The organism is Gloeomargarita sp., assembly GCF_053491055.1.
In genome coordinates, this window is sequence record NZ_JBRCEP010000066.1 from 1 (window position 1) to 18742 (window position 18742).

The window sequence follows — 18742 nt, forward strand, 5'->3', positions numbered from 1 at the left end:
GGCTAGGGGTGGCGGTGATTGTGGTGGGGGCCTTGCTGGCGGCCACAACGGGGGTGGTGGCGGCAACGGTGGTGGCAATGGGGCTGATTTCCCTGCCGGTGATGTTGCGCTACGGCTATCAAACGGAATTGGCGACCGGGGTGATTGCCGCTTCGGGGACGCTGGGGCAGATCGTCCCGCCCAGTGTGGTGCTGGTGGTCCTGGGTGACCAGTTGGGGGTGTCGGTGGGGGATTTGTTTGTGGGTTCGCTCCTGCCGGGGTTGACCCTGACACTTATGTATATTGTTTATACGTTGGTTCTGGCGTATTTCCGCCCCCATCTGGCTCCTGCTTTGGTGGATTTACCCAAAGAACCGTTAACCAATCTGCTCCGAGCGGTGGTTCCCCCCTTGGGATTGGTGTTGTTGGTGTTGGGGAGTATTTTTTTTGGCATTGCCACGCCGACGGAAGCCGGGGCGGTGGGCTGTTTGGGGGCGTTGCTGTTGGCGGCTTGGGAGGGCAAATTGTCTTGGGCGATGGGGTGGCGGGCCTGTGAAGCGACGGTGCGAACGACCAGTTTGGTGATGATGATTTTGATTGGTTCAACGGCGTTTAGTTTGGTGTTTCGGGGATTGCATGGGGATCAGTTTGTGTATGAATTGCTGTTGAATTTGCCGGGGGGACGGGCAGGTTTTCTGTTCTTTAGTATGGGGTTGGTGTTTCTGTTGGGATTTTTTATTGATTTTTTTGAAATTGCTTTTATTGTTGTGCCTTTGCTCATCCCGGCGGCACAACAATTGGGGACGGATTTGGTCTGGTTTGGGGTGTTGTTGGGGGCGAATTTACAAACTTCTTTCTTAACGCCACCGTTTGGGTTTGCCCTGTTTTATCTCAAAAGTGTGGCGCCCCCCACCGTGACCACCGGGCAGATTTATCGGGGCGTGATTCCCTTTATCGGGTTGCAATTGGTTTTGATGGTATTGATTATTCGTTTTCCACAGTTGGTGACGGTTTTGCTCAAGTGAACTGTAAATACTTCATCGCCGTTTGCACATCCTTATCCCCCCGTCCAGAACAGTTAACCACAATCCGCGTGCCGGGGGCACATTGGGGCGCCAGGGTTTCCAGGTAAGCCAAGGCATGGGCGGTTTCCAAAGCGGGAATGATGCCCTCTAAGCGGCTCACCCGTTGGAAAGCGGCGAGGGCTTCCGCATCCGTGACGCTGACGTAGGTGGCCCGCCCGGTTTCCATGAGATAGCTGTGTTCGGGTCCCACCCCTGGATAGTCCAACCCGGCACTGATGGAATGGGGTTCCACCACCTGCCCTTGGTCGTCTTGCAACAGATAACTCATCGCCCCGTGCAGGACCCCCACCCGCCCCTGGGTCAAGGTAGCGGCGTGTCTGCCCGTGTGAATGCCCTCGCCGGCGGCCTCTACCCCAATCAGGCGCACCGTCGGCTCCGAGATAAATTCGTAAAACAAGCCCATCGCATTCGACCCACCCCCCACGCACGCCAGGAGAATGTCCGGCAGACCTTGCCACAATTCCGCACATTGCTGCCGGGTTTCTCTGCCAATCACACTCTGAAAATCCCGCACCAGCATGGGGTAGGGATGGGGTCCTGCCACCGAACCCAGGATGTAATGGGTACTTTCCACATTCGTCACCCAATCCCGAATCGCCTCTGAGGTGGCATCCTTGAGCGTGCCCGTCCCGCTGCTCACCGGCTGTACCGTCGCCCCCAGCAACCGCATCCGAAACACATTCAGGGCTTGGCGCTCCATATCCTGCACGCCCATATAAATCACGCATTCCAGGCCAAAGCGGGCACACACCGTCGCCGTTGCCACCCCGTGCTGTCCTGCCCCGGTTTCGGCAATAATGCGCCGTTTGCCCATCCGTCGCGCCAGAAGCACCTGCCCCAGCGCATTGTTAATCTTGTGCGCGCCGGTGTGGTTCAAATCCTCCCGCTTCAGATAGATAAGCACATGGCCGTAATGGGCGCTCAAACGTTCGGCAAAATATAAGGGGGTGGGCCGCCCCACATAGGTTCGGTACAAAAACTGTAATTCGGATTGGAAGTCGGGGTCGTCTTTACATTGGTAATACGTTTGTTCCAGTTCTGCCAGGGCAGGCATCAGGGTTTCCGGGACGTACTTTCCCCCGAACCGTCCGAACCGCCCCAACGCATCTGGCACCTTTGCTATGGTCACTGCCATTCCCCCATCCCATAGTTGGAATTATACCCTGTGCGTGTGAAGTCGCCTGTACTCTGTGGTTTTTAAAAGGAGTCAATCACCCGAAAATTTTGTCGCCGTAAATATTTTGTCGCTGTAAATGTTACTGGTACAGACAGAAAAGTTTATCTGTTGTGTAATCATCCGGCGGTTAAAATCAAGCGGGCTTTGTCTCCCCAAAGGTTACAGGTGCGGATGAAAAAGCGGTGGCGGCAGTCTATACGGTGGGGAGGGATAGCGCAATGCTATAATTCTACGGACGCTAGAAACGGTTTCTAAGGCACTGGTAACAGGCGATTAGGGTTGCTATAGACCCCCCCTATATCCCGCCGTGTACGGGGGTCGGCTTGCTAACTGCAGGGCCGTCTTACGGTGGGGTGGTTTATGCAAGGCGCAGGCATCCCCGTCCCGGAGCACCCCGACGCACGCTTAAGCTCATCCAGAGAAGGCCCCCCAGGAGAACGTGCCCCCAATTTACGGCCAGCGAAGCTTACGTTTATTCTATGGAGTGGTAAGGCAAGGTGTTGGTGAGGTATCGGGATGAAACGCAGCGCCATGAAATACATTCTGTACCCTGGACTCTTTGGCATTAGTTTGTGGGTGATTTTTGCCCAGCAATCCAGCCCGGATATTTTGGCAGATATTAGCAACGCCTGGAGCAATTTTGTGAGTTCAGGACAGTTGGTTGCCCTAATGATCGGCATGTTTTTGGGGTATTTGATTCGGATGTTTACGAGTTACTAACGACTGATATTTTTTTGTCGCCATCACACCCCACAATCTGCCCGCCCAGTCGGTCAATTTCCTGAAGATACTCCACTACCTCGGGCGTAATCCGTTCTCCCGGCAGCAGTAGCGGTATTCCCGGTGGGTAGGGGCTGACGGTCGCGGCACTGATCCGCCCGATTGCCTCATGCCAAGGCAGCACGCTTTGAGTTGCAAAAAATGCCTCTCTAGGCGACATAACCGGCTCGGTCACGGGTGGCAATGGGGGCAGGAGCGTTAAGGGTTTCCCTAACTGTGTGGCACTAATTTCCTGCAATGCTTGCACCATGCTCTGCAAGTCCGCCTCGGTGTGGCTGGGGGACAAAATAAAGGTTAAATCCGCATAGTCGGGGAATTCTGCTGTAATTTGATACTGTTTATGTAGTAATTCATCCAACCTAAACCCCGTCATGCCTAATTCCTGAGTTTGCAGAACCAAACGGGTGGGGTCTTGGGTCGTAAAGCCAACTTGGTCGGTGTTAATTTTTAGGGTATGGCAACCGGGGATACGGTTAATGGCCGGCACAAACCAAGTTAGTTGCGTTAATAGGTGGTCAAATAGGGCTTCTCCCTGTTCAGCCATCTGTTCTGCCATCGCTACCAAAGAGGCCAATAGTAAATAACTGGGACTACTCGATTGCACCAGACGCAAACATTGGCCAATCCGTTGGGGAGCAATGCGCTGCCCTTGGTGATGCAATAGGGCTGATTGGGTTAAAGAAGTGAGCACCTTATGGGTAGAATGAATGACGACATCAGCCCCCAAGGTCAAGGCAGAAGCGGGTAACTGGGGATGAAACGGGAAATGAGCACCGTGCGCCTCATCCACAATGACAGGAATGTCGTATTCATGAGCCATTTCAATACATTCAGCAACCGGGCCACACACTCCTTTATAGGTGGGAGAATTTAATACTAATGCGTTAATTGAACCTTGATTTTTTGAGGCTAAAATTGCTTTTAATTTTCCGGGATCAATCCCCCCCCACACCTGCTGTTGTGCATCCCATTCCGGCAGGATAAAAATTGGTTTAGCACCGGTTAAAATTAACCCGTGAATCACCGATTGATGAACCTGTCGGGGCAAAATGACGCACCCATTTTCTCGATGCACAGCGAGTAAACTGGCTAAAACTCCCGCCGTCGCCCCATTCACCAAAAACCAGCTATGTGCCGCCCCAAAAATCTCCGCTACCCGCCCTTGAGCCTCCCGCAAAACCCCCTCCGGCTGCCCCAGATTGTCCAAGCCGGGAATTTCTGCCAAATCTGCCGTGAAGACCGCTTCGCCCCACCATGCCCGCAGGATTGCCGGTGCTCCCTGCCCCCGTTGATGTCCTGGCGTATGAAAACCCCGGTAGCCCTGGGCCAACTGGCGCAGTTGCGCAATCAAAGGGGGAAGGCGGGGAACCATAGGGCGAAAAAGGGTATCCTGCTAGGGGGAGTTGGTGGTAGGGGATTGCCGTTCATGGGAAGCGTGCGACGGTGGCGTTGGGCGGTGGCGGGAGCAGGGCTGTTTTCCCTGTGGGGGATGAAAGGACACGCCGCCGATACCATTATCCTCAGTTTCGGGGGGTTGGAATTGCCGGTGGCGGTGGCGGACCTGGAAACCTACATCAAAACCGGGCAGGTGCCAAGCCAATTTCAGCCCTTGGTCGCGCAGGCGCCTCCCCAGGAATTGGAACGGCTGGTCACGACCCTCAAGCAACCCCTTCCTGTGAATGCGGATACGGTGGCCCGGATTTTTGGCACCTCTACGGGTCAGGTACTCCTGTCGCAACTCGGTCAGGTCGTGCAGACCGCCCAGGGGGAAAATGGGGCAACCGCCCTGCAAACGGCTCTGGTACAAGCCGCCAAACAACCGGGGGGAGTGACTTTTTTGCGGGTGATCCAGGCATTTCCCGGAACAACCATGCGCCTGAATCTGGTGCGGGGCCTAGCCGTTATGAACCAGGTGAATCGCTACATCGCCCAGGTGAATGGGGTTTTTGCCGTGTTAACTCAGGAATTTCACCACCAGGCGCGCCAAAAATTGCCTGCCAATTTACCCAACCTCACCCAGCCCGGCCCGTTCCTGTGGCAGGTGCAGGAATTGACCCTCACCGACTCCACCCGCCAACGGACGCTCCCCGTAACCGTTTACCTGCCCAACCGCCAGCATGCCCCGACGGTTCTGATTTCCCACGGGTTGGGGGAGAGCCGCCAGAATTTTGCCTACCTGGCCGAGCATTTGGCTTCCTATGGCTTGGGGGTGATTTTACCGGAACATCCCGGCAGTGATGCCCAAAAATTGCAACGGGTGTTGGCGGGGAAAGAACCGGAGTACATCGTCCCGGAGGAATTGGTGCATCGTCCCTTAGATGTGACGTTGGCTTTGAACACCTTGGCCGCCCAACCCCCCTTTGCCCAGGCTTTGCATCTGAAGCAGGTCGCGGCTCTCGGGCATTCCTACGGGGGTTACACGGCGTTGGCGGTAGCAGGTGCCCGGTTGAATCTGGCGCATTTGACCCAAGTTTGCACCGATGCGTGGCAAGGGGTGAGCCTTAACCTGTCACTGTTATTACAATGTCCTGGGAGACGTTTACAAAATCCACCGGTGCAGTTTCGGGATGAGCGGGTCGTGGCGGTAATGGCGGTCAACCCGGTGGGCAGTGCCTTGTTTGGGGCCAGTGGTTTGGCGCAGGTGAAAATCCCCACATTTTTTGTGACCGCTACCCAGGATATTGCCGCCCCGTCGTTGTATGAACAAATTAGGCCGTTTACCTGGCTAGGGAGTGCCCAGCGGTATTTGGCAGTCATGGAGGGGGCAAGCCATTTTGCCATTGTGGGGGGGAGTACAGGGGGCATTCCCCTGCCGGCGGACGTGGTTGGCCCGGCTCCCGAAGTGGCGCAGATGTATCTGAAGGTTTTGGCGTTGGCGTTTAGTCAGGTGTATGTCGCTAAGCAAGCGGAATTTGCTCCGTTTCTCACCGCAGCCTATGCCCGGCAGTTGAGTCGTTCTGTCCTGCCATTGCAGGTGCTGTACAATCCGCCTTTGGCACCCATTACCCAGGCTCTAGCTGATTAGCAAATGTTGCTTCGTACCAACAGTGTGGAACTCTGCAACAAAAGTTCATAAATTCGTTTCAGGCAAAATGTCTAATGAGAAAATTTTTATAGTTGCTTCGCAAGAAGATGCAACGCTTTGAGGCACTGATAATCACTCCTTCGAGGACGGGGTTTACAGGTAAAGGCGAAGGTTGCAAACTTGTTTGAAATAAATGAGAATTTAACTCCTCAATGACCATGCTTTGTATCATTAGATGCACCTTTTATAGCTAGGTAGGTTAAGGTTGTCGCCTGAAGATTCATGGCTACGCCATTGTGGGGATACGCCCAACGACCCATATCATGTCAATCTTTGTATGCTTAGCTATATCAGTGAGCATGCGGCGCCTCAATGACCATGCTTTGTATCATTAGATGCACCTTTTAGCACAAACCCGCAAAATCTTAAGATTCCACCCTTCCGTGTCCGTACTCATGTTTGATGGCTTTTTACCTTTACCTAGCAATTACTGCCGAAATTGACCAACGGCAATGTTTCACAGGCTGGCGCGAAAACCTCTAGCGCCAGCGACAGCCCTGGCATTTCATCTGCACCCACGCAGCAGGGGTGACCGCCACGGGGCATCCCCCCCAGGGTGAGTTCCCGGTGCCTACCGTTTCCATAGCCACTGGGGGTTCACGGCGGCGGCGAAGGCTTTACTCCAGGGCCGGAAATGCCTGCACGCCTTGGGGTTTGACCTGTAACCGGACGCGGGTTCCCACCGGTATGGCCACTTCATGCCGCACCCGCGCGTGCAATTCCCGTCCCGAAGGGGTGCTGAGGCAATAGCGGTATTCCCGCCCCAAAAACTGCCGATCCCGGATGAGGACGTTCCCCTGTTCGTCTGGCTCCAAGGTGACATTCTCCTGGGGGATCATGAGTTCGCAACCGCTCAGCAGATGGGGTTCGGGATCGGGGCCGGGAATAAGGCCAATTTCGGTGTGCCAAGTCCCGTTGCCTTGGGGGGTCGCCGGGAGCCAATTGGCCTGGGTGACCAGTTGGGCGACAACGCGTGATGCCGGAGTTTGGTAGAGTTCGGCGGGGGTGCCCATCTGTTCGATTTTGCCCCGATGGAGGACCGCCACTCGGTCGCAGACGCTAAAGGCTTCCTCCTGGTCGTGGGTGACAAAAATGCCGCTGGTGCCGGTGGTTTTCAAGATGCGCCGGATTTCTAAACGCAGTTGTTGCCGCACCTGGGTATCGAGGTTGGATAGGGGTTCGTCCAGGAGTAATAGCCGGGGTTGGGGGGCTAAAGCCCGCGCCAGGGCCACCCGCTGCTGTTGGCCGCCAGAGAGTTGGTGGGGATAGCGGCTTTCATAACCGGTAAGCTGCACTAGGGCCAAGACCTGCCGCACCCGCTCGCTGCGCTGGGAAGAAGACAGTTTCCTCAGCCCGAATTCCAGATTGCGGCGCACGTCCAGGTGGGGAAAAAGGGCGTAATCCTGAAAGACCATGCCCAGTTGGCGGGCTTCGGGGGGCACCCATTGCCCGGCGCCAGCGACGATTTGGTTGTGCAGGGAAATGGTACCGCTTGTGGGCGCCACAAAACCGGCAATAAGTCGCAATAGCGTGGTTTTGCCACAGCCGGATGATCCCAATAAGCCGAGAATTTCGCCGGGGGCTAGGGTAAAGCTGATGTCGGTAAGCGTGTCGTGGGACTGGCGGGGAAAGCGATAACCCACCTGGTCAAGACGCAGTAAGTCCGGGCATGACATAGGCCGCTTTTGTTGCAAAATAAGTTCAATAGTTGCGAGAGGGTCTTTTTTAGTGTAGTTCAGGATGGGGCGCTGGCATCGGTGGGTGGCTTCCCTGTGGTGGTGGGGGGGGTGTGGTTGGCAGGGGTGTTTCTGGTGCCGTTGCTGGTGGTGCTTGCCAGTGTGTTCGACCCGCAGCCGGAGGTGTGGCAGCATTTGCTCAGTACGGTTTTGCCGGAATATGTAGTCAATACGCTCGTTCTGGCGGTGGGGGTGGGGTTGGGAGTGGCGGTGGTGGGGGTGGCGACTGCCTGGCTGGTGGGGGTGTGTGACTGGCCGGGACGGGGCTTTTGGGAATGGGCGTTGGTGTTGCCTTTTGCGGCGCCTGCCTATGTGCTGGCGTTGGCCTATGCGGAATGGCTGGAGGTGTTTGGGCCGGTGCAAAGCTGGTTGCGGCGGGTGACGGGCTGGACGGTGGGGCAGTATTGGTTCCCCAATATCCGCTCGCTGCCAGGGGCCATTCTCCTGTTTGTGTGTGTCTTGTATCCCTATGTGTATTTGTTGGCGCGGGTGAGTTTTCGCCAGCAGTCCCGTCCCCTGCTGGAGGCCAGTCGGCTGTTGGGCTGGGGGCGGTGGGGGACGTTTTGGCGGGTGGCCCTGCCCTTGGCGCGTCCGGCGGTGATGGCGGGGGTGGCTCTGGCGTTGATGGAAACGCTGGCGGATTTTGGGGTGGTGGATTATTTCGGGGTGCCGGTGTTCACCACGGGCATTTATCGCACCTGGTTTAATCTGGGGTCACGGGTGGCGGCTACCCAGTTGGCGGTGTGTTTGCTGCTGGTGGTCTTGGGGTTGGTGGTCCTGGAGGTGTACGCACGGCGGGAGGTGCGTTATACCCAGACGCAGGGGGGGCAGGTGGTGCGGGTGCGGCTGCGTGGCCAGGCGGTGGTGGGGGCATGGTTGGTCTGTGGCCTGCCGGTGCTGTTGGGGTTTGGGCTGCCGGGGGGGGTGCTGCTGGAATTGGCGGTGCGTTACCGGACGGAGACGTTTGATGCGTCGTTTTGGGAGGCGGTGCGGCATACCTGCACGTTGGCAACGGTGAGTGCGGGGTTGGCCTTGCTGTTGGCGTTGTTTTGGGGCTATGGCAAGCGGTTGTTTCCTGGGGGGCTGTTGCCGGGGCTGACCCGCTTGGTGGCCATGGGCTATGCGGTGCCGGGGGCGGTGATTGCCGTAGGGGTGTTGGGGGTGTTGGGCTGGGTGGACCAAATCCTGGGGCGTCTGGTGGTGGGAGGGACGGTGGCGGCGCTGATTTTTGCCTACCTGGTGCGGTATTTGGCGTTGGCGTTGGGGGCGGTGGAGGCGGGGTTAGCGCGGATTGCCCCGGAGTTGGATGAGGCGGCGCGCAGCCTGGGGCATCCCCCCTGGAGTACGGTGGTGCGGGTGCATGGGCCTCTGCTGGCAGGTACGTTGGCCAGTGCAGGGATTTTGGTGTTTGTGGATGTGGCCAAGGAGTTACCGGCGACCCTGATCATTCGTCCGTTTAATTTCGACACGTTGGCGATTCGGGTGTACCGCTATGCCCAGGACAGTCGGATCATCGAGGCGGCAGGACCGGCTTTGGCCTTGGTGGTGGTGGGGATGCTCCCGGTGCTACTGCTATGTCGGCAGATCGCTCAAGAGTCGGATTGATGGGGGTTTGGTAGAATTTTTTTCCAAAGGAGGGGGGGCGGGCAGTCACCGGGTTGCGGAGGTCACGTAGGTATGGGCAGGCAAACGGCAAGGCAGGGGGTGGGGCGTTGGCTCTGGCTACTGGTTGTGGGCGTCACCGGCTGTCAACCGGCGGGTAATGCCCTGAAATTGGGGACGCTGTTGCCCTTGAGTGGGGATTTGGCGCAGTTTGGGCCGGGGATGCAGGATGCGGCCAGTTTATTGGTCAAAACGGTGAATGACTGCGGTGGGGTCAACGGCCAGCCGGTGCAGTTGCTGGCCGAGGATGACCAGACCCAGCCAAGCGCGGGGGTGAGTGCCATGACCAAATTGGTGGAGGTGGACCGAGTGGCAGGTGTGGTGGGTGCGGCAGGCAGTGCGGTATCGGGGGCGGCGGTGGATATTGCCGTGCGGGGGCAGGTGGTCATGATTTCCCCCGCCAGCACCAGTCCCGTGTTTACCGAACGGGCGAAAAAGGGGGAATTGCAGGGGTTTTGGTTCCGCACGGCTCCCCCGGATAATTTCCAAGGGGAAGCGTTAGCCCAGCTATTGCAAAAGCGGGGCTGGCAACGGGTGGGTGTTTTGGCAATTAACAACGACTACGGGCGGGGCTTGGCGCAGGCGTTGCAGCAGGGGCTGGCCAAAACCAAAGGGCAGGTGGTCGCCACCCAGTTTTACGAGGCCCAAAGTGCCAGTTTCGATTCCGAGGTGCGGGCGGTATTTGGCCGCGCTCCCCAGGCGGTGGTCCTAGTCGGCTACCCGGAAACCGGTACGTTGGTGATGCGTTCGGCCTTTCAGCAGGGATTTTTCCCCCGCATTCCCCTGGTGTTGACCGATGGGTTGAAGGACAACCAGTTGGCGCGGTTGGTGGGCAAAACCCCCCAGGGGCAATGGATCATCAGTGGGGTGATCGGCACGGCACCCGCAGCCGCCGGGCCGGGGTTAAAGGATTTTCAGCAGCGCTACCGCCAGGCCTACAACCGGGAACCCAATGTCTTTGCCCCCAACACTTGGGATGCCACCGCCGTACTTGTTTTGGCGGCCCAGGCGGCGCAAGCGAACCAAGGGGCAAAACTGCGAGACAAAATCGCTACCGTTGCCAATCCCCCCGGCACTCCGGTTACGGATGTGTGTGAGGGGCTTAAGTTGATTCGGCAGGGGCAGGACATCAATTACCAAGGGGCCAGCAGTGCGGTGGATTTCGACCCGCAAGGGGATGTGGCGGGCGAGTACGAGGTGTGGCAGGTCAACCCGGATGGCACAATAAAGGTGATTGACACCATCACGGTAGGGGGTTCCTGATGGACGAATTTAACCGGGACGCAGAAATCGGGCGGTTATTGGACCTACTCCCTGCCAGCAGTCGGATGAAATTGCGGGTGATTCCCCAGCCCCAACAAACGGAAGTGCTGACGGCCCCCTTTCCCTGGCCCTGGCGCACCGAATGGCCGGTCTCCATCAACTTCCAGCTCTGGCAAAACCTGAGTGAACCCCAACGGGATTTACTGTTTTTGCGGACGGACCGTTGGCTGCGGGGCATAACCTGGTTCCGTCCCGGTTGGTTCCAGGGCTTGGTTCTGGCCGGGGGGGTGGCGGTGGCGTTGCAGGGGGTGCAGGGGGATGGCGTGGGCGTGCTGGTGGGGGCTGCCTTGGCGGGTGTGGCCCTGCGCCAATTACTGAGGAGTTACCGTTCCCCGGCCTACGAATTGCAAGCGGATGAGCATGCCCTTACCATCGCCCAACGGCGGGGATACACAGAAGTGGCAGCAGCCCGAGCCTTACTCGAAGCCATCGAACGCCAAGCCCAGTTGGAACGGCGGGGTCTAACCTTTACCGAACTGGTGCGCAGTCAAAATCTGCGGGCATTGGCCGGACTATCCTCGGTCACGGTGCCCAGTAGTTATCGGGTGCCGGAACGTTAAGACGTTCACTTGGGCAGTGGCAGCTAACCCTCTCACGGCTAAGGGTGGTGTGGCGGTACAAGGTGGGACGTTGGGGTTATGGAGAATAGGGGACTATAAGTTTACCCTATAATCCCGTCATAGCAAGGGTTTTAGGTTTGTACTGCTTTTCGCCTATCCCTAATGCTATCCCTTAAAAATGGTGGTGGGTTAGGTTAGCAGTCCCCGTATTTTCTCTAGCAGGGGTTTAATGTCTTTGACTTTGGTCATGGTTAGTGCCGTGTCCAGTAGATCGATCACTTCCGATTTATCCACCGGCGGGGGACTACCCGGTGGTGCCGGTGGTGGTGAATTTTCGCTGGCAGTCCCCGGCGGTTGCTCCAATAATTCACGCTTAGCGGCTTCAGTGATTACCCGCCGTAGCCATGCTGAAGGTTCCGGCAAGGCACGGATAACGGTATCCAGTTCCTCTAGCACCTTTACGGTTAGCGGTCGCTTAGCTATCCTTGCCCCCGGCGGTATCTCACCCTGCGGCTTAAACCGGGTTGCCACGCCGTCCTTGTATATGTCTCGTCTTGCCATTTCTATCACCTATTACCAGTAAACCGGCTATAAGTCCACATTATCATAAACTCCACAACCTATCAATAATCTTAACCGGTAAACCGGCTAAATATACTTGACATTAACCGGTGTACCGGTTATATTAAAGATATGGAAGGTTAAATCAAATAGGGCAGGCGGCAAGCCCGGCAACAACCGCCCCAGAGGGAAAGCATAGGTGCCCACCAAGGTTAAACACCTTCCACCCCTTGTAGTTTTTTGGAGATTGTTATGGACAGGAGCGAGAGGATTCAAAGTTACTTGACCCCCCGGTCGCCGCACTTCACGGACGAAGAAATGGACACGCTGGCGGAAATTCGCCGCCTGTTTGCCACCTTGGAGCCGGTGAAACAATTGGGTTTGATTAGTGAATTGACGAGCAGTCTGTACCAGTCCGCACTGCGCCGCTAAAACAAATTGCCCCGGTGAAATTCCGGGGCGCATTCCATTCTCTATCTAATAGGAGTTTCTCATGGCTACCAAGCTAAAGGCTAGGGTTGGGCAGATTGCCCCTGGGATTTTCCGGGTGCGCTGGTCGCCCCGAATTTTGTCAATCTGTGACGCTCAACGGCGCAAAGATATTGTGTACGTTGGATTCCCTGATAAGGAATCTGCTGAAAAGTTCTACAGCCACATTCTGAAGCGTCGCCCCGATTGGAAATGGCGGTCTTACCCCAAGGCGGACGGACAACAGTTTAACGACGGTGAGGGTATCACCCGCCCCCGCAAATCTGAACGGTTGACCGAGTATGCCTACGAGATCAAGTGGCACCGCCCGCCAGTTGAGTTCATTGAGGGCTTGATCCGGTGGGACTACGGGGACGATATTGCCGGTCACGAACTTACGGAACTGGCATATCGCACCGTCAACGTTTAATGCACACCGCCCCCGGCAATCCCGCTGGGGGCACATTCACCTAATAGGAGATACCACAATGGCAACCACTCGCAAAAAGAAAACCACGGCACCGGCGCAGGAATCCAAGCCACTGCCAAAACCGGCACCAAAACCGCCTACTGATTGGCGGGAAATTCTCAAAAATTTTGAATGGTAGGAGAGCAAAAATGGACACCAAAAAATACTACGACACGGGCATTGAGTTATTACGCCAACTAATCACCGCCATGCTTAGTGAGCCGTACTTTCTCAATTCGGATCAAGCGTTTGAGTTACAGCGTTTGCTAGGTGAAGGATACTCGCATATTAGCGACTATATCCACCGCCACTTGGATTAACTGATTCAATGCCCCGCCCGTCCCTTGATTGGCGGGGATTGTCTGCAATGTCAACCCATGCACTTAGGAGTGTGAAATTATGGCTACGTTGGTAAAGGGTAGGGTGAAATTTCCTGCGGGGCGGGTTTTTAACACCCAGTACGGAGATCGGATCAATATCGTGGTGGAGTTACCCAACAAAGAAGAGATCAAACTATGGGGGAAACCCGGCGATATTATTGGCAGTTATTCCAAGGGTGAGGAAATTGTCTTAATGTCCAACGGCGGCAAATACAAACCGCTAGAAGTCCCACCAGAAGGTGAAACTGTCCCCCCGCCACCAAAGACTGCGGCACCCAACACCATGCCGTCACAGGATACGGTTAGCCGTTACTGCCACCTGCTGACAACCTGCTATCAGGAAATGGAGGGGCAAATGGAAGGATTGCCGCCTGAACTGATCAAAGACATGGCGGTTACGGTGTTTATCGCTCTCACCCGCAAAATCTAGCTTGCCGTCCTGGGGTGTAACCCGCCTATGTCCCCCACTAGTACCCCGCTGGTGGGGGTGCCTTTATGTACCCAAAAAGTGCAGTACGGTTGGTGGGTGAAGTGACGATTAAACCGACGTAAACATTGTTATTACACAACCTTGCAAGTATGTATTTTGTTAGTTGCAACGATTGATTAGTACAACCGCTGTATATCAATGTTGAATATATCTAATTGCTATAGGTGCACCTTGGTTTTAGGTAAGTTTTTGCTGATTGCCGCCTAGAATGCCCCACAGCGAGTTTTCCCCCCTACAGGTGCAATCTATCGGGGGATTTGTTTTAGGTGCCTTGCTGGGCATTTTACGGGGGGGCGTTAGTACAAAACTGGGCGAGTTTTTGCGTACACGGGTAGGTGGGTACGCAAACCCCATGCCCCTCCAAGTAGGTTCTTTTCGGTGGTGGGGGTGCCACCAATTCCCCCGCTAGAAGGGATCGGGGATAGAGACCTGGTGCGCCGGGACGATTAGAATTTCGCCACCCCCGTCAATCTGACAAAACCCACTCACCGGTAAGTAGTCCAATAATCGGTAAACCCGTCCCTGATATTCCACGTGATCGCCAATTAACCGGGTTAAGTCTAACGGCTGGATCAACTTTCCACCAAAGAAGTCCGCCAACTGTTGCGCCGCCTTCACTGGTGGCTGTCCACTTGCAGGGGGGACATGAGACACCGTTTTTTGCTCCTTAGTCCAAATAGAGGAGTCTGCCTGTGAAAGATTTTTCATTCCATTACTTGCACCAGATAGAGGGGTTTGGAAAACGTCCCTAATGTCCCTAATGTCCCGGTCTTGCAGGTTAGTTTTTCCAGAACCCGCACCGGCAGGGCTTTCTAGGGGTGGGACATTTTGTACATTGTCAGAGGGACATAATAGGGACGTTTTTGGGACGTTTTCCGATAATGTCCCGGATAATGTCCCGGATAATGTCCCCCCCTTGGAGTCCGTGTTTATCGGGGTTTGGGACGTTAGGGACGTTTGGGACGTTTTCGATCCCTCGTTATCTGGTGCCATGTCCCCGTTGAAAAAAGTTTCACCGTTTGACTCTTGTGTTTGGACTAAGGAACGATTTTCGGTGGCAAATGTCCCGGTTTTTGGTGGACTGTTCCCCAGTGGTGCGGGTGTTGGCTCGTCTTGGGTGGTGGCTTTGATAATCCACCCGCGCTCACGATTGCCCCCTGCTTTGCGGTAGCTGTCCACGCTTACCCCCACTGCAAGTAAGTCTTGGGTGAATGCCCGGCTATTGAGCAACCGCCCCAGTCCCCGGCTCGTGAGTTTTGCGACCTTGGGGCAATCGGTTAAGTTTTGGAGTTTGATCAGCAGTTGCGTGGCTGTCCCTTCAAAGTCACCGGCGGCTACCAACTCCTGTATGGCACTGGCAACGGGGTTAGATTCCACCGCCACGACTTCGGCATTGGCGATATTTTGGCGGTACTCGTCAAGAAATTCCGTCCCAAGTGCCGCCACCCCAAACCTGGCAAATTCCGCCATGCGGGGCAATCGCTCGTTGACTTGGGATAGGTTACGCAGCCCGGTGGCTACCATATCCAAAACCGCCCCCAGTAAGGCCGGTGCTAAAGTTTCAAACTTTGCCCATAACTCGGATTCCGGTAATCTCAGGGACTCGTCAATCCGATCCACCGCCACCAATAGACAACGGTCTAATAAGTCACTTCGGCTGGGGACACAATCCACCGCCGTTAAGATTTGCGGGCGGGTGAATGTGTAAAACGTCTCGTCCAAGTCGGTGTAGAGTTTTCGGGCTGTGAAACTAGCACCGGTTGCCACCCGACAAAGTGCGTCTTGCTGTGCGGTGGATAAGCTCGACAAGTTGTCGTAGGCAAGGACTAACCGGCGGCGGGCATTGGTGGCAATCGCTTGGGTGTCCCCCACCTGTGCCAATAAATCAGCCATGCCAGGATCGACAAGTCGCTTTAGGACGGTAGCAGTGGTTGATTTACCCGCACCCTTCGGGCCGTGCAGGGTGAGTATTGGTTTTGCCCCGTCGGGAATTAGACAAAACGACAACCACGCTAACAGCAACCTGCGGTAGTTACTTGCAATGGGGATTAAGTCCCACAGCCCGCTAATATCACCACCGGCTACGGGCAATGGCAGGGGTTGCTGGGAGTCGCCCCGATAAAACCTAATCGGGCATTCGGTGGACTCAATCACCCGCCACCCCTGCGGTGATACTTCTATTGCCCGGTTGCGCTCGTCCCCAACGTCTATATATATATGTCCGTCATGTTGCCCCACCCGTAGAAAAACCGGACGTTTGGGGGCACCGCCAAAATCTGCCTTACTCTCAAGCACCAGCAGGGCACTCTGCATGGCTTCAGAGTTGGACGACATTTCGTGTTGTAGCCACAACTGCCCCGATAGCCAACGTTTGAATTTAGCACTTCTAACCGGGTGAGAATGCCGCACCCCGTCAATAAAAATATCTGCCCATGCGTCCCCCTCATTGGACAGCCATAAAACACATTCCGATTCAGCAATGGCGATTAGCAGTTTCGCAACCGATTTCTTACTGGGTTGCTCACCGTCCGGCTCGTCTTTTGCACCCACAATTCGCTTTAACCTTGCAGATAGTACATTGTCACTACAGCAAGGTTTAGGGTTTGTATTTACTGCGGATTGCCAGATTTTGTCCCATTCGGTACTGCTCCACCCGTCACCACTAGGGCACCGTTGGCAATAGGTTAGAAACAGTTCATACCCCGTTTGTAGTGGGCTAAAACCCCTGTCGGTTAGCCATTTTTCCACGCCAATCATATCGCAGGCTAGGGCATAACCACGAGCGTTCCTGCTCCCAGTTTTTGCCCCGGTTTCGATTAACAGTTGGTGGTTTTTGGCTAAGAAGGGGATTAAATCTATCGTGTGTTCCATTTGCGTTTTTTGGGATATGGTTTGCGTGTTTTCGGGTGCCGGTGGTGCCGGTGGGGGTGCCAATCGCTTTAATCCGCTTTTCAGTTGGCTAAGCGTGATTGGTTGCCCCGTCCCCAAGTGCAGGGGGCAATGCACCGGATCAGCACCGGCGGCGATATGCCAACTCCCAGCGAGCCGCATAACCCGGCTGGAATTTTTGAGGGTTGGATCAGACTCGGTTAAGCGCAACAATTCCGCTTGCAGTGCCTTCCAAGTTTCAACCGGCAATGACTCGCTTAGCGTCCAATAGGCGTGAATGCTTTTCCTGGTCTCAACGCAGAATGTTGGGGGGGGAAACCCGGCGGCTTCCATTTCCTGTAACCTTTCCCATTGAGCAGACTTAGGTAGGCTGTCCCACTCGCAGAATAAAGCCCGCCCGTGGGAAACGTCCTTATCGGAGTGCGCCCCGTTGACCGCCACATAAACGCCATAACCCTGCCCTTGGAGTTTGTGTAGGTATTCCCAAGGGATAGCGTTAATGGGGTAGCTTTTATTGAAAGCCCTTAAACTGAAGCCCTTGCCTGGAATAAATCTTACGTGGGCTGTATCGCCCGGCTGATAACCTAATAGGCTTAGGTGTTGTAATGCACTTGCACTGTCAAAGGTTGCGCTTGGTAGAATAATCATAGTAGTGTATCTCCAACTAGTTTTGGACTTTGTTATCCCCCGGTGCCGTCACCGGGGGGGCATTTTTTTTGGCTATCGCATGGCGACACCCTCCCAGATATTCGCCAAGTCCCTTAGCGTTGCCGCTAAGGAAATGATCTCCTGTTTGGTCTCAGGACTATGACCAACTCGTGGCATTTCGCTTAGAGCTTCCATGTGTTTTGCCATGAGCTTTTTGGCTTCCCTGGTTAGGCAAACGATCCGGTTTTGCGAAAAATAAACGGATTCTTTTTCCGTTAGGGCTAATGTCTCAAATTCCGGCTCGACATTGTTGCCGATTTGTTGACGTAACTCCATAATTTGTAGCTGGATTTTTTGGAGTTCCCAAACCTTCAGCATTAGCTGATTTTTCAGCAAAGATTTCTTGTTCACATTTCCTCCTCTAGCTTTGGACACCTGACAAAAATTCTAACCCCCTAAGCTAAGTTTTCCAACCCCCAGTCCATAGCCAACTGCCCCGACAAGATTGCTTTTGCGGGGGGCGTTTCGAGGACGCCAAGGGTATGGACCATTTGTTCGGAAATGGCTTTCATGAGCATGTCCACTGGGACGGCTAGGCTTAAAGAAACATAGCTGGAATTGACGGCTTCGATTAGCTTAACCCGCCTGTCTTTGCGCCACTTATCGAAATTTTTCTGCACAGCTAGCCGCAGAAAAAGAAAGGGCAAAACGTACACCGCCTGCCTTTTGGGCAACGCATAGGCGATAAAATCCACGCTTTTTGTGGAGTCTGTCGCCCAGCCCGGCTTGACTATCTCCCAAGTATCGCCGGTGCGCCGTGCAACACTAGCGTACTCCAATAAAATATCGTCCCAATCGGATCGCCTTAGTTTCTCGTCGATTGTGTAGCAGCGCCCGCAACCGACAACGGCAAGCCGATCCGCACCGGATTTCTGCCATACGTTGTTGGAACCGTCTAGCCGCACCGTTCCGATTAAATCTTCGCCGAACAAGCGTTGATAAAACGACGCCCACAAAGGCTCGTTTTCCGGGGATTGGCTAAAATTCAAGTCACGCTTAAATTGCTCGTTCACGGCTCCCCTCCGGCGACTTCCGTTGACGACTTGCCAAAAACGATTCCAGATCATGCAAATACCACCCGACTGCCCTGGGCCCGATCTGAACAGGTGGAGGGAATACCCCACAGCGAATCCAGCGAGTGAGAGTTGATCTACTGATTCCCAAGCGATTTAACACTTCGGGTTTTCTTACCAACGTCTGCATTTGAAAAAACCCCTATGGGCAACAACACGCCCAGTATAACAGGCTTTCAAGCCCATGAGCAACTGCTATTGTTAGTACAACGCATTCAAGGCACTAGATAGCAGATTCCCGAATAAGATATGGTCACTAGATAGCAAATTCCCGAATAGGATAGGGGCACTCAATCCAAATATCCGAATAGGATAGG

General features: G+C 55.0%; 17 protein-coding genes. 9 read left to right on the top strand and 8 right to left on the bottom strand.

The features are described from left to right. A partial coding sequence (locus tag ACWISF_RS07160) for a TRAP transporter large permease (protein ID WP_448380895.1) occupies nt 1-1004 on the top strand: 1004 nt, incomplete at its 5' end. On the opposite strand, the gene trpB is transcribed toward ACWISF_RS07160, so the two are convergent. Next, nucleotides 997-2199 carry a tryptophan synthase subunit beta gene (gene trpB / locus ACWISF_RS07165; protein ID WP_448380896.1) on the bottom strand — a complete coding sequence of 401 codons (1203 nt, stop codon included), beginning with the start codon at nt 2197-2199 and terminating at the stop codon, nt 997-999. The genes ACWISF_RS07160 and trpB overlap by 8 nt on opposite strands. 558 nt (nt 2200-2757) lie before the next feature. Here trpB and ACWISF_RS07170 point away from each other — a divergent pair. Beyond that, nucleotides 2758-2961: a hypothetical protein gene (locus ACWISF_RS07170; protein ID WP_448380897.1), complete on the top strand. Its 204-nt coding sequence runs from the start codon at nt 2758-2760 to the stop codon at nt 2959-2961. Here the strand turns inward: ACWISF_RS07170 and ACWISF_RS07175 are convergent. Further along, nucleotides 2948-4393 (bottom strand): aminotransferase class I/II-fold pyridoxal phosphate-dependent enzyme, encoded by a 1446-nt coding sequence (locus tag ACWISF_RS07175; RefSeq protein ID WP_448380898.1) that lies wholly within the window; start codon nt 4391-4393, stop codon nt 2948-2950. The two genes, ACWISF_RS07170 and ACWISF_RS07175, sit on opposite strands and share 14 nt — an antisense overlap. A 54-nt stretch (nt 4394-4447) precedes the next feature. Between ACWISF_RS07175 and ACWISF_RS07180 the strand changes: the two genes are divergently transcribed. Next, entirely contained in the window at nt 4448-6046 is a 1599-nt protein-coding gene (locus ACWISF_RS07180) for an alpha/beta hydrolase (protein ID WP_448380899.1), read from the top strand. Nucleotides 6047-6723: 677 nt separating this feature from the next. Here the strand turns inward: ACWISF_RS07180 and ACWISF_RS07185 are convergent. Next, nucleotides 6724-7782, bottom strand: a complete 1059-nt coding sequence (locus ACWISF_RS07185; RefSeq protein WP_448380900.1) for an ABC transporter ATP-binding protein — start codon at nt 7780-7782, stop codon at nt 6724-6726. Between the two features lie 81 nt (nt 7783-7863). Here ACWISF_RS07185 and ACWISF_RS07190 point away from each other — a divergent pair, with 81 nt between their 5' ends. The 3 genes from ACWISF_RS07190 to ACWISF_RS07200 all read left to right on the top strand — a co-directional run bounded on the left by ACWISF_RS07190 (nt 7864) and on the right by ACWISF_RS07200 (nt 11387). Continuing rightward, complete coding sequence (locus ACWISF_RS07190; protein ID WP_448380901.1) at nt 7864-9447, top strand: ABC transporter permease; 1584 nt, start codon at nt 7864-7866, stop codon at nt 9445-9447. Between the two features lie 72 nt (nt 9448-9519). Further along, on the top strand, nt 9520-10767 hold the full coding sequence (locus ACWISF_RS07195) for an ABC transporter substrate-binding protein (protein WP_448380902.1): 1248 nt from the start codon (nt 9520-9522) through the stop codon (nt 10765-10767). Further along, entirely contained in the window at nt 10767-11387 is a 621-nt protein-coding gene (locus tag ACWISF_RS07200; protein WP_448380903.1) for a DUF3318 domain-containing protein, read from the top strand. The genes ACWISF_RS07195 and ACWISF_RS07200 overlap by 1 nt, the downstream gene beginning before the upstream one ends. A gap of 189 nt (nt 11388-11576) precedes the next feature. Here the strand turns inward: ACWISF_RS07200 and ACWISF_RS07205 are convergent, their stop codons facing one another. After that, nucleotides 11577-11918, bottom strand: a complete 342-nt coding sequence (locus ACWISF_RS07205) for a hypothetical protein (RefSeq protein ID WP_448380904.1) — start codon at nt 11916-11918, stop codon at nt 11577-11579. A 282-nt stretch (nt 11919-12200) separates the two neighbouring features. Here ACWISF_RS07205 and ACWISF_RS07210 point away from each other — a divergent pair, with 282 nt between their 5' ends. The 3 genes from ACWISF_RS07210 to ACWISF_RS07220 all read left to right on the top strand — a co-directional run bounded on the left by ACWISF_RS07210 (nt 12201) and on the right by ACWISF_RS07220 (nt 13695). Then, nucleotides 12201-12380 carry a hypothetical protein gene (locus ACWISF_RS07210; RefSeq protein ID WP_448380905.1) on the top strand — a complete coding sequence of 60 codons (180 nt, stop codon included), beginning with the start codon at nt 12201-12203 and terminating at the stop codon, nt 12378-12380. A 61-nt stretch (nt 12381-12441) separates the two neighbouring features. Next, nucleotides 12442-12846, top strand: coding sequence for a hypothetical protein (locus ACWISF_RS07215; RefSeq protein ID WP_448380906.1), 405 nt, complete (start codon nt 12442-12444; stop codon nt 12844-12846). Nucleotides 12847-13284: 438 nt separating this feature from the next. Further along, nucleotides 13285-13695, top strand: coding sequence for a hypothetical protein (locus tag ACWISF_RS07220; protein WP_448380907.1), 411 nt, complete (start codon nt 13285-13287; stop codon nt 13693-13695). Nucleotides 13696-14160: 465 nt separating this feature from the next. Here the strand turns inward: ACWISF_RS07220 and ACWISF_RS07225 are convergent, their stop codons facing one another. From ACWISF_RS07225 to ACWISF_RS07240, 4 genes are all read right to left on the bottom strand, one after another. Beyond that, complete coding sequence (locus ACWISF_RS07225; RefSeq protein ID WP_448380908.1) at nt 14161-17292, bottom strand: hypothetical protein; 3132 nt, start codon at nt 17290-17292, stop codon at nt 14161-14163. Nucleotides 17293-17364: 72 nt separating this feature from the next. Beyond that, nucleotides 17365-17703 carry a hypothetical protein gene (locus ACWISF_RS07230; RefSeq protein ID WP_448380909.1) on the bottom strand — a complete coding sequence of 113 codons (339 nt, stop codon included), beginning with the start codon at nt 17701-17703 and terminating at the stop codon, nt 17365-17367. Nucleotides 17704-17747: 44 nt separating this feature from the next. Then, nucleotides 17748-18365, bottom strand: a complete 618-nt coding sequence (locus tag ACWISF_RS07235) for a hypothetical protein (protein ID WP_448380910.1) — start codon at nt 18363-18365, stop codon at nt 17748-17750. Continuing rightward, complete coding sequence (locus ACWISF_RS07240; RefSeq protein ID WP_448380911.1) at nt 18349-18555, bottom strand: helix-turn-helix transcriptional regulator; 207 nt, start codon at nt 18553-18555, stop codon at nt 18349-18351. Before ACWISF_RS07240 ends, ACWISF_RS07235 begins: the two co-directional genes overlap by 17 nt. Nucleotides 18556-18742: the final 187 nt, after the last annotated feature.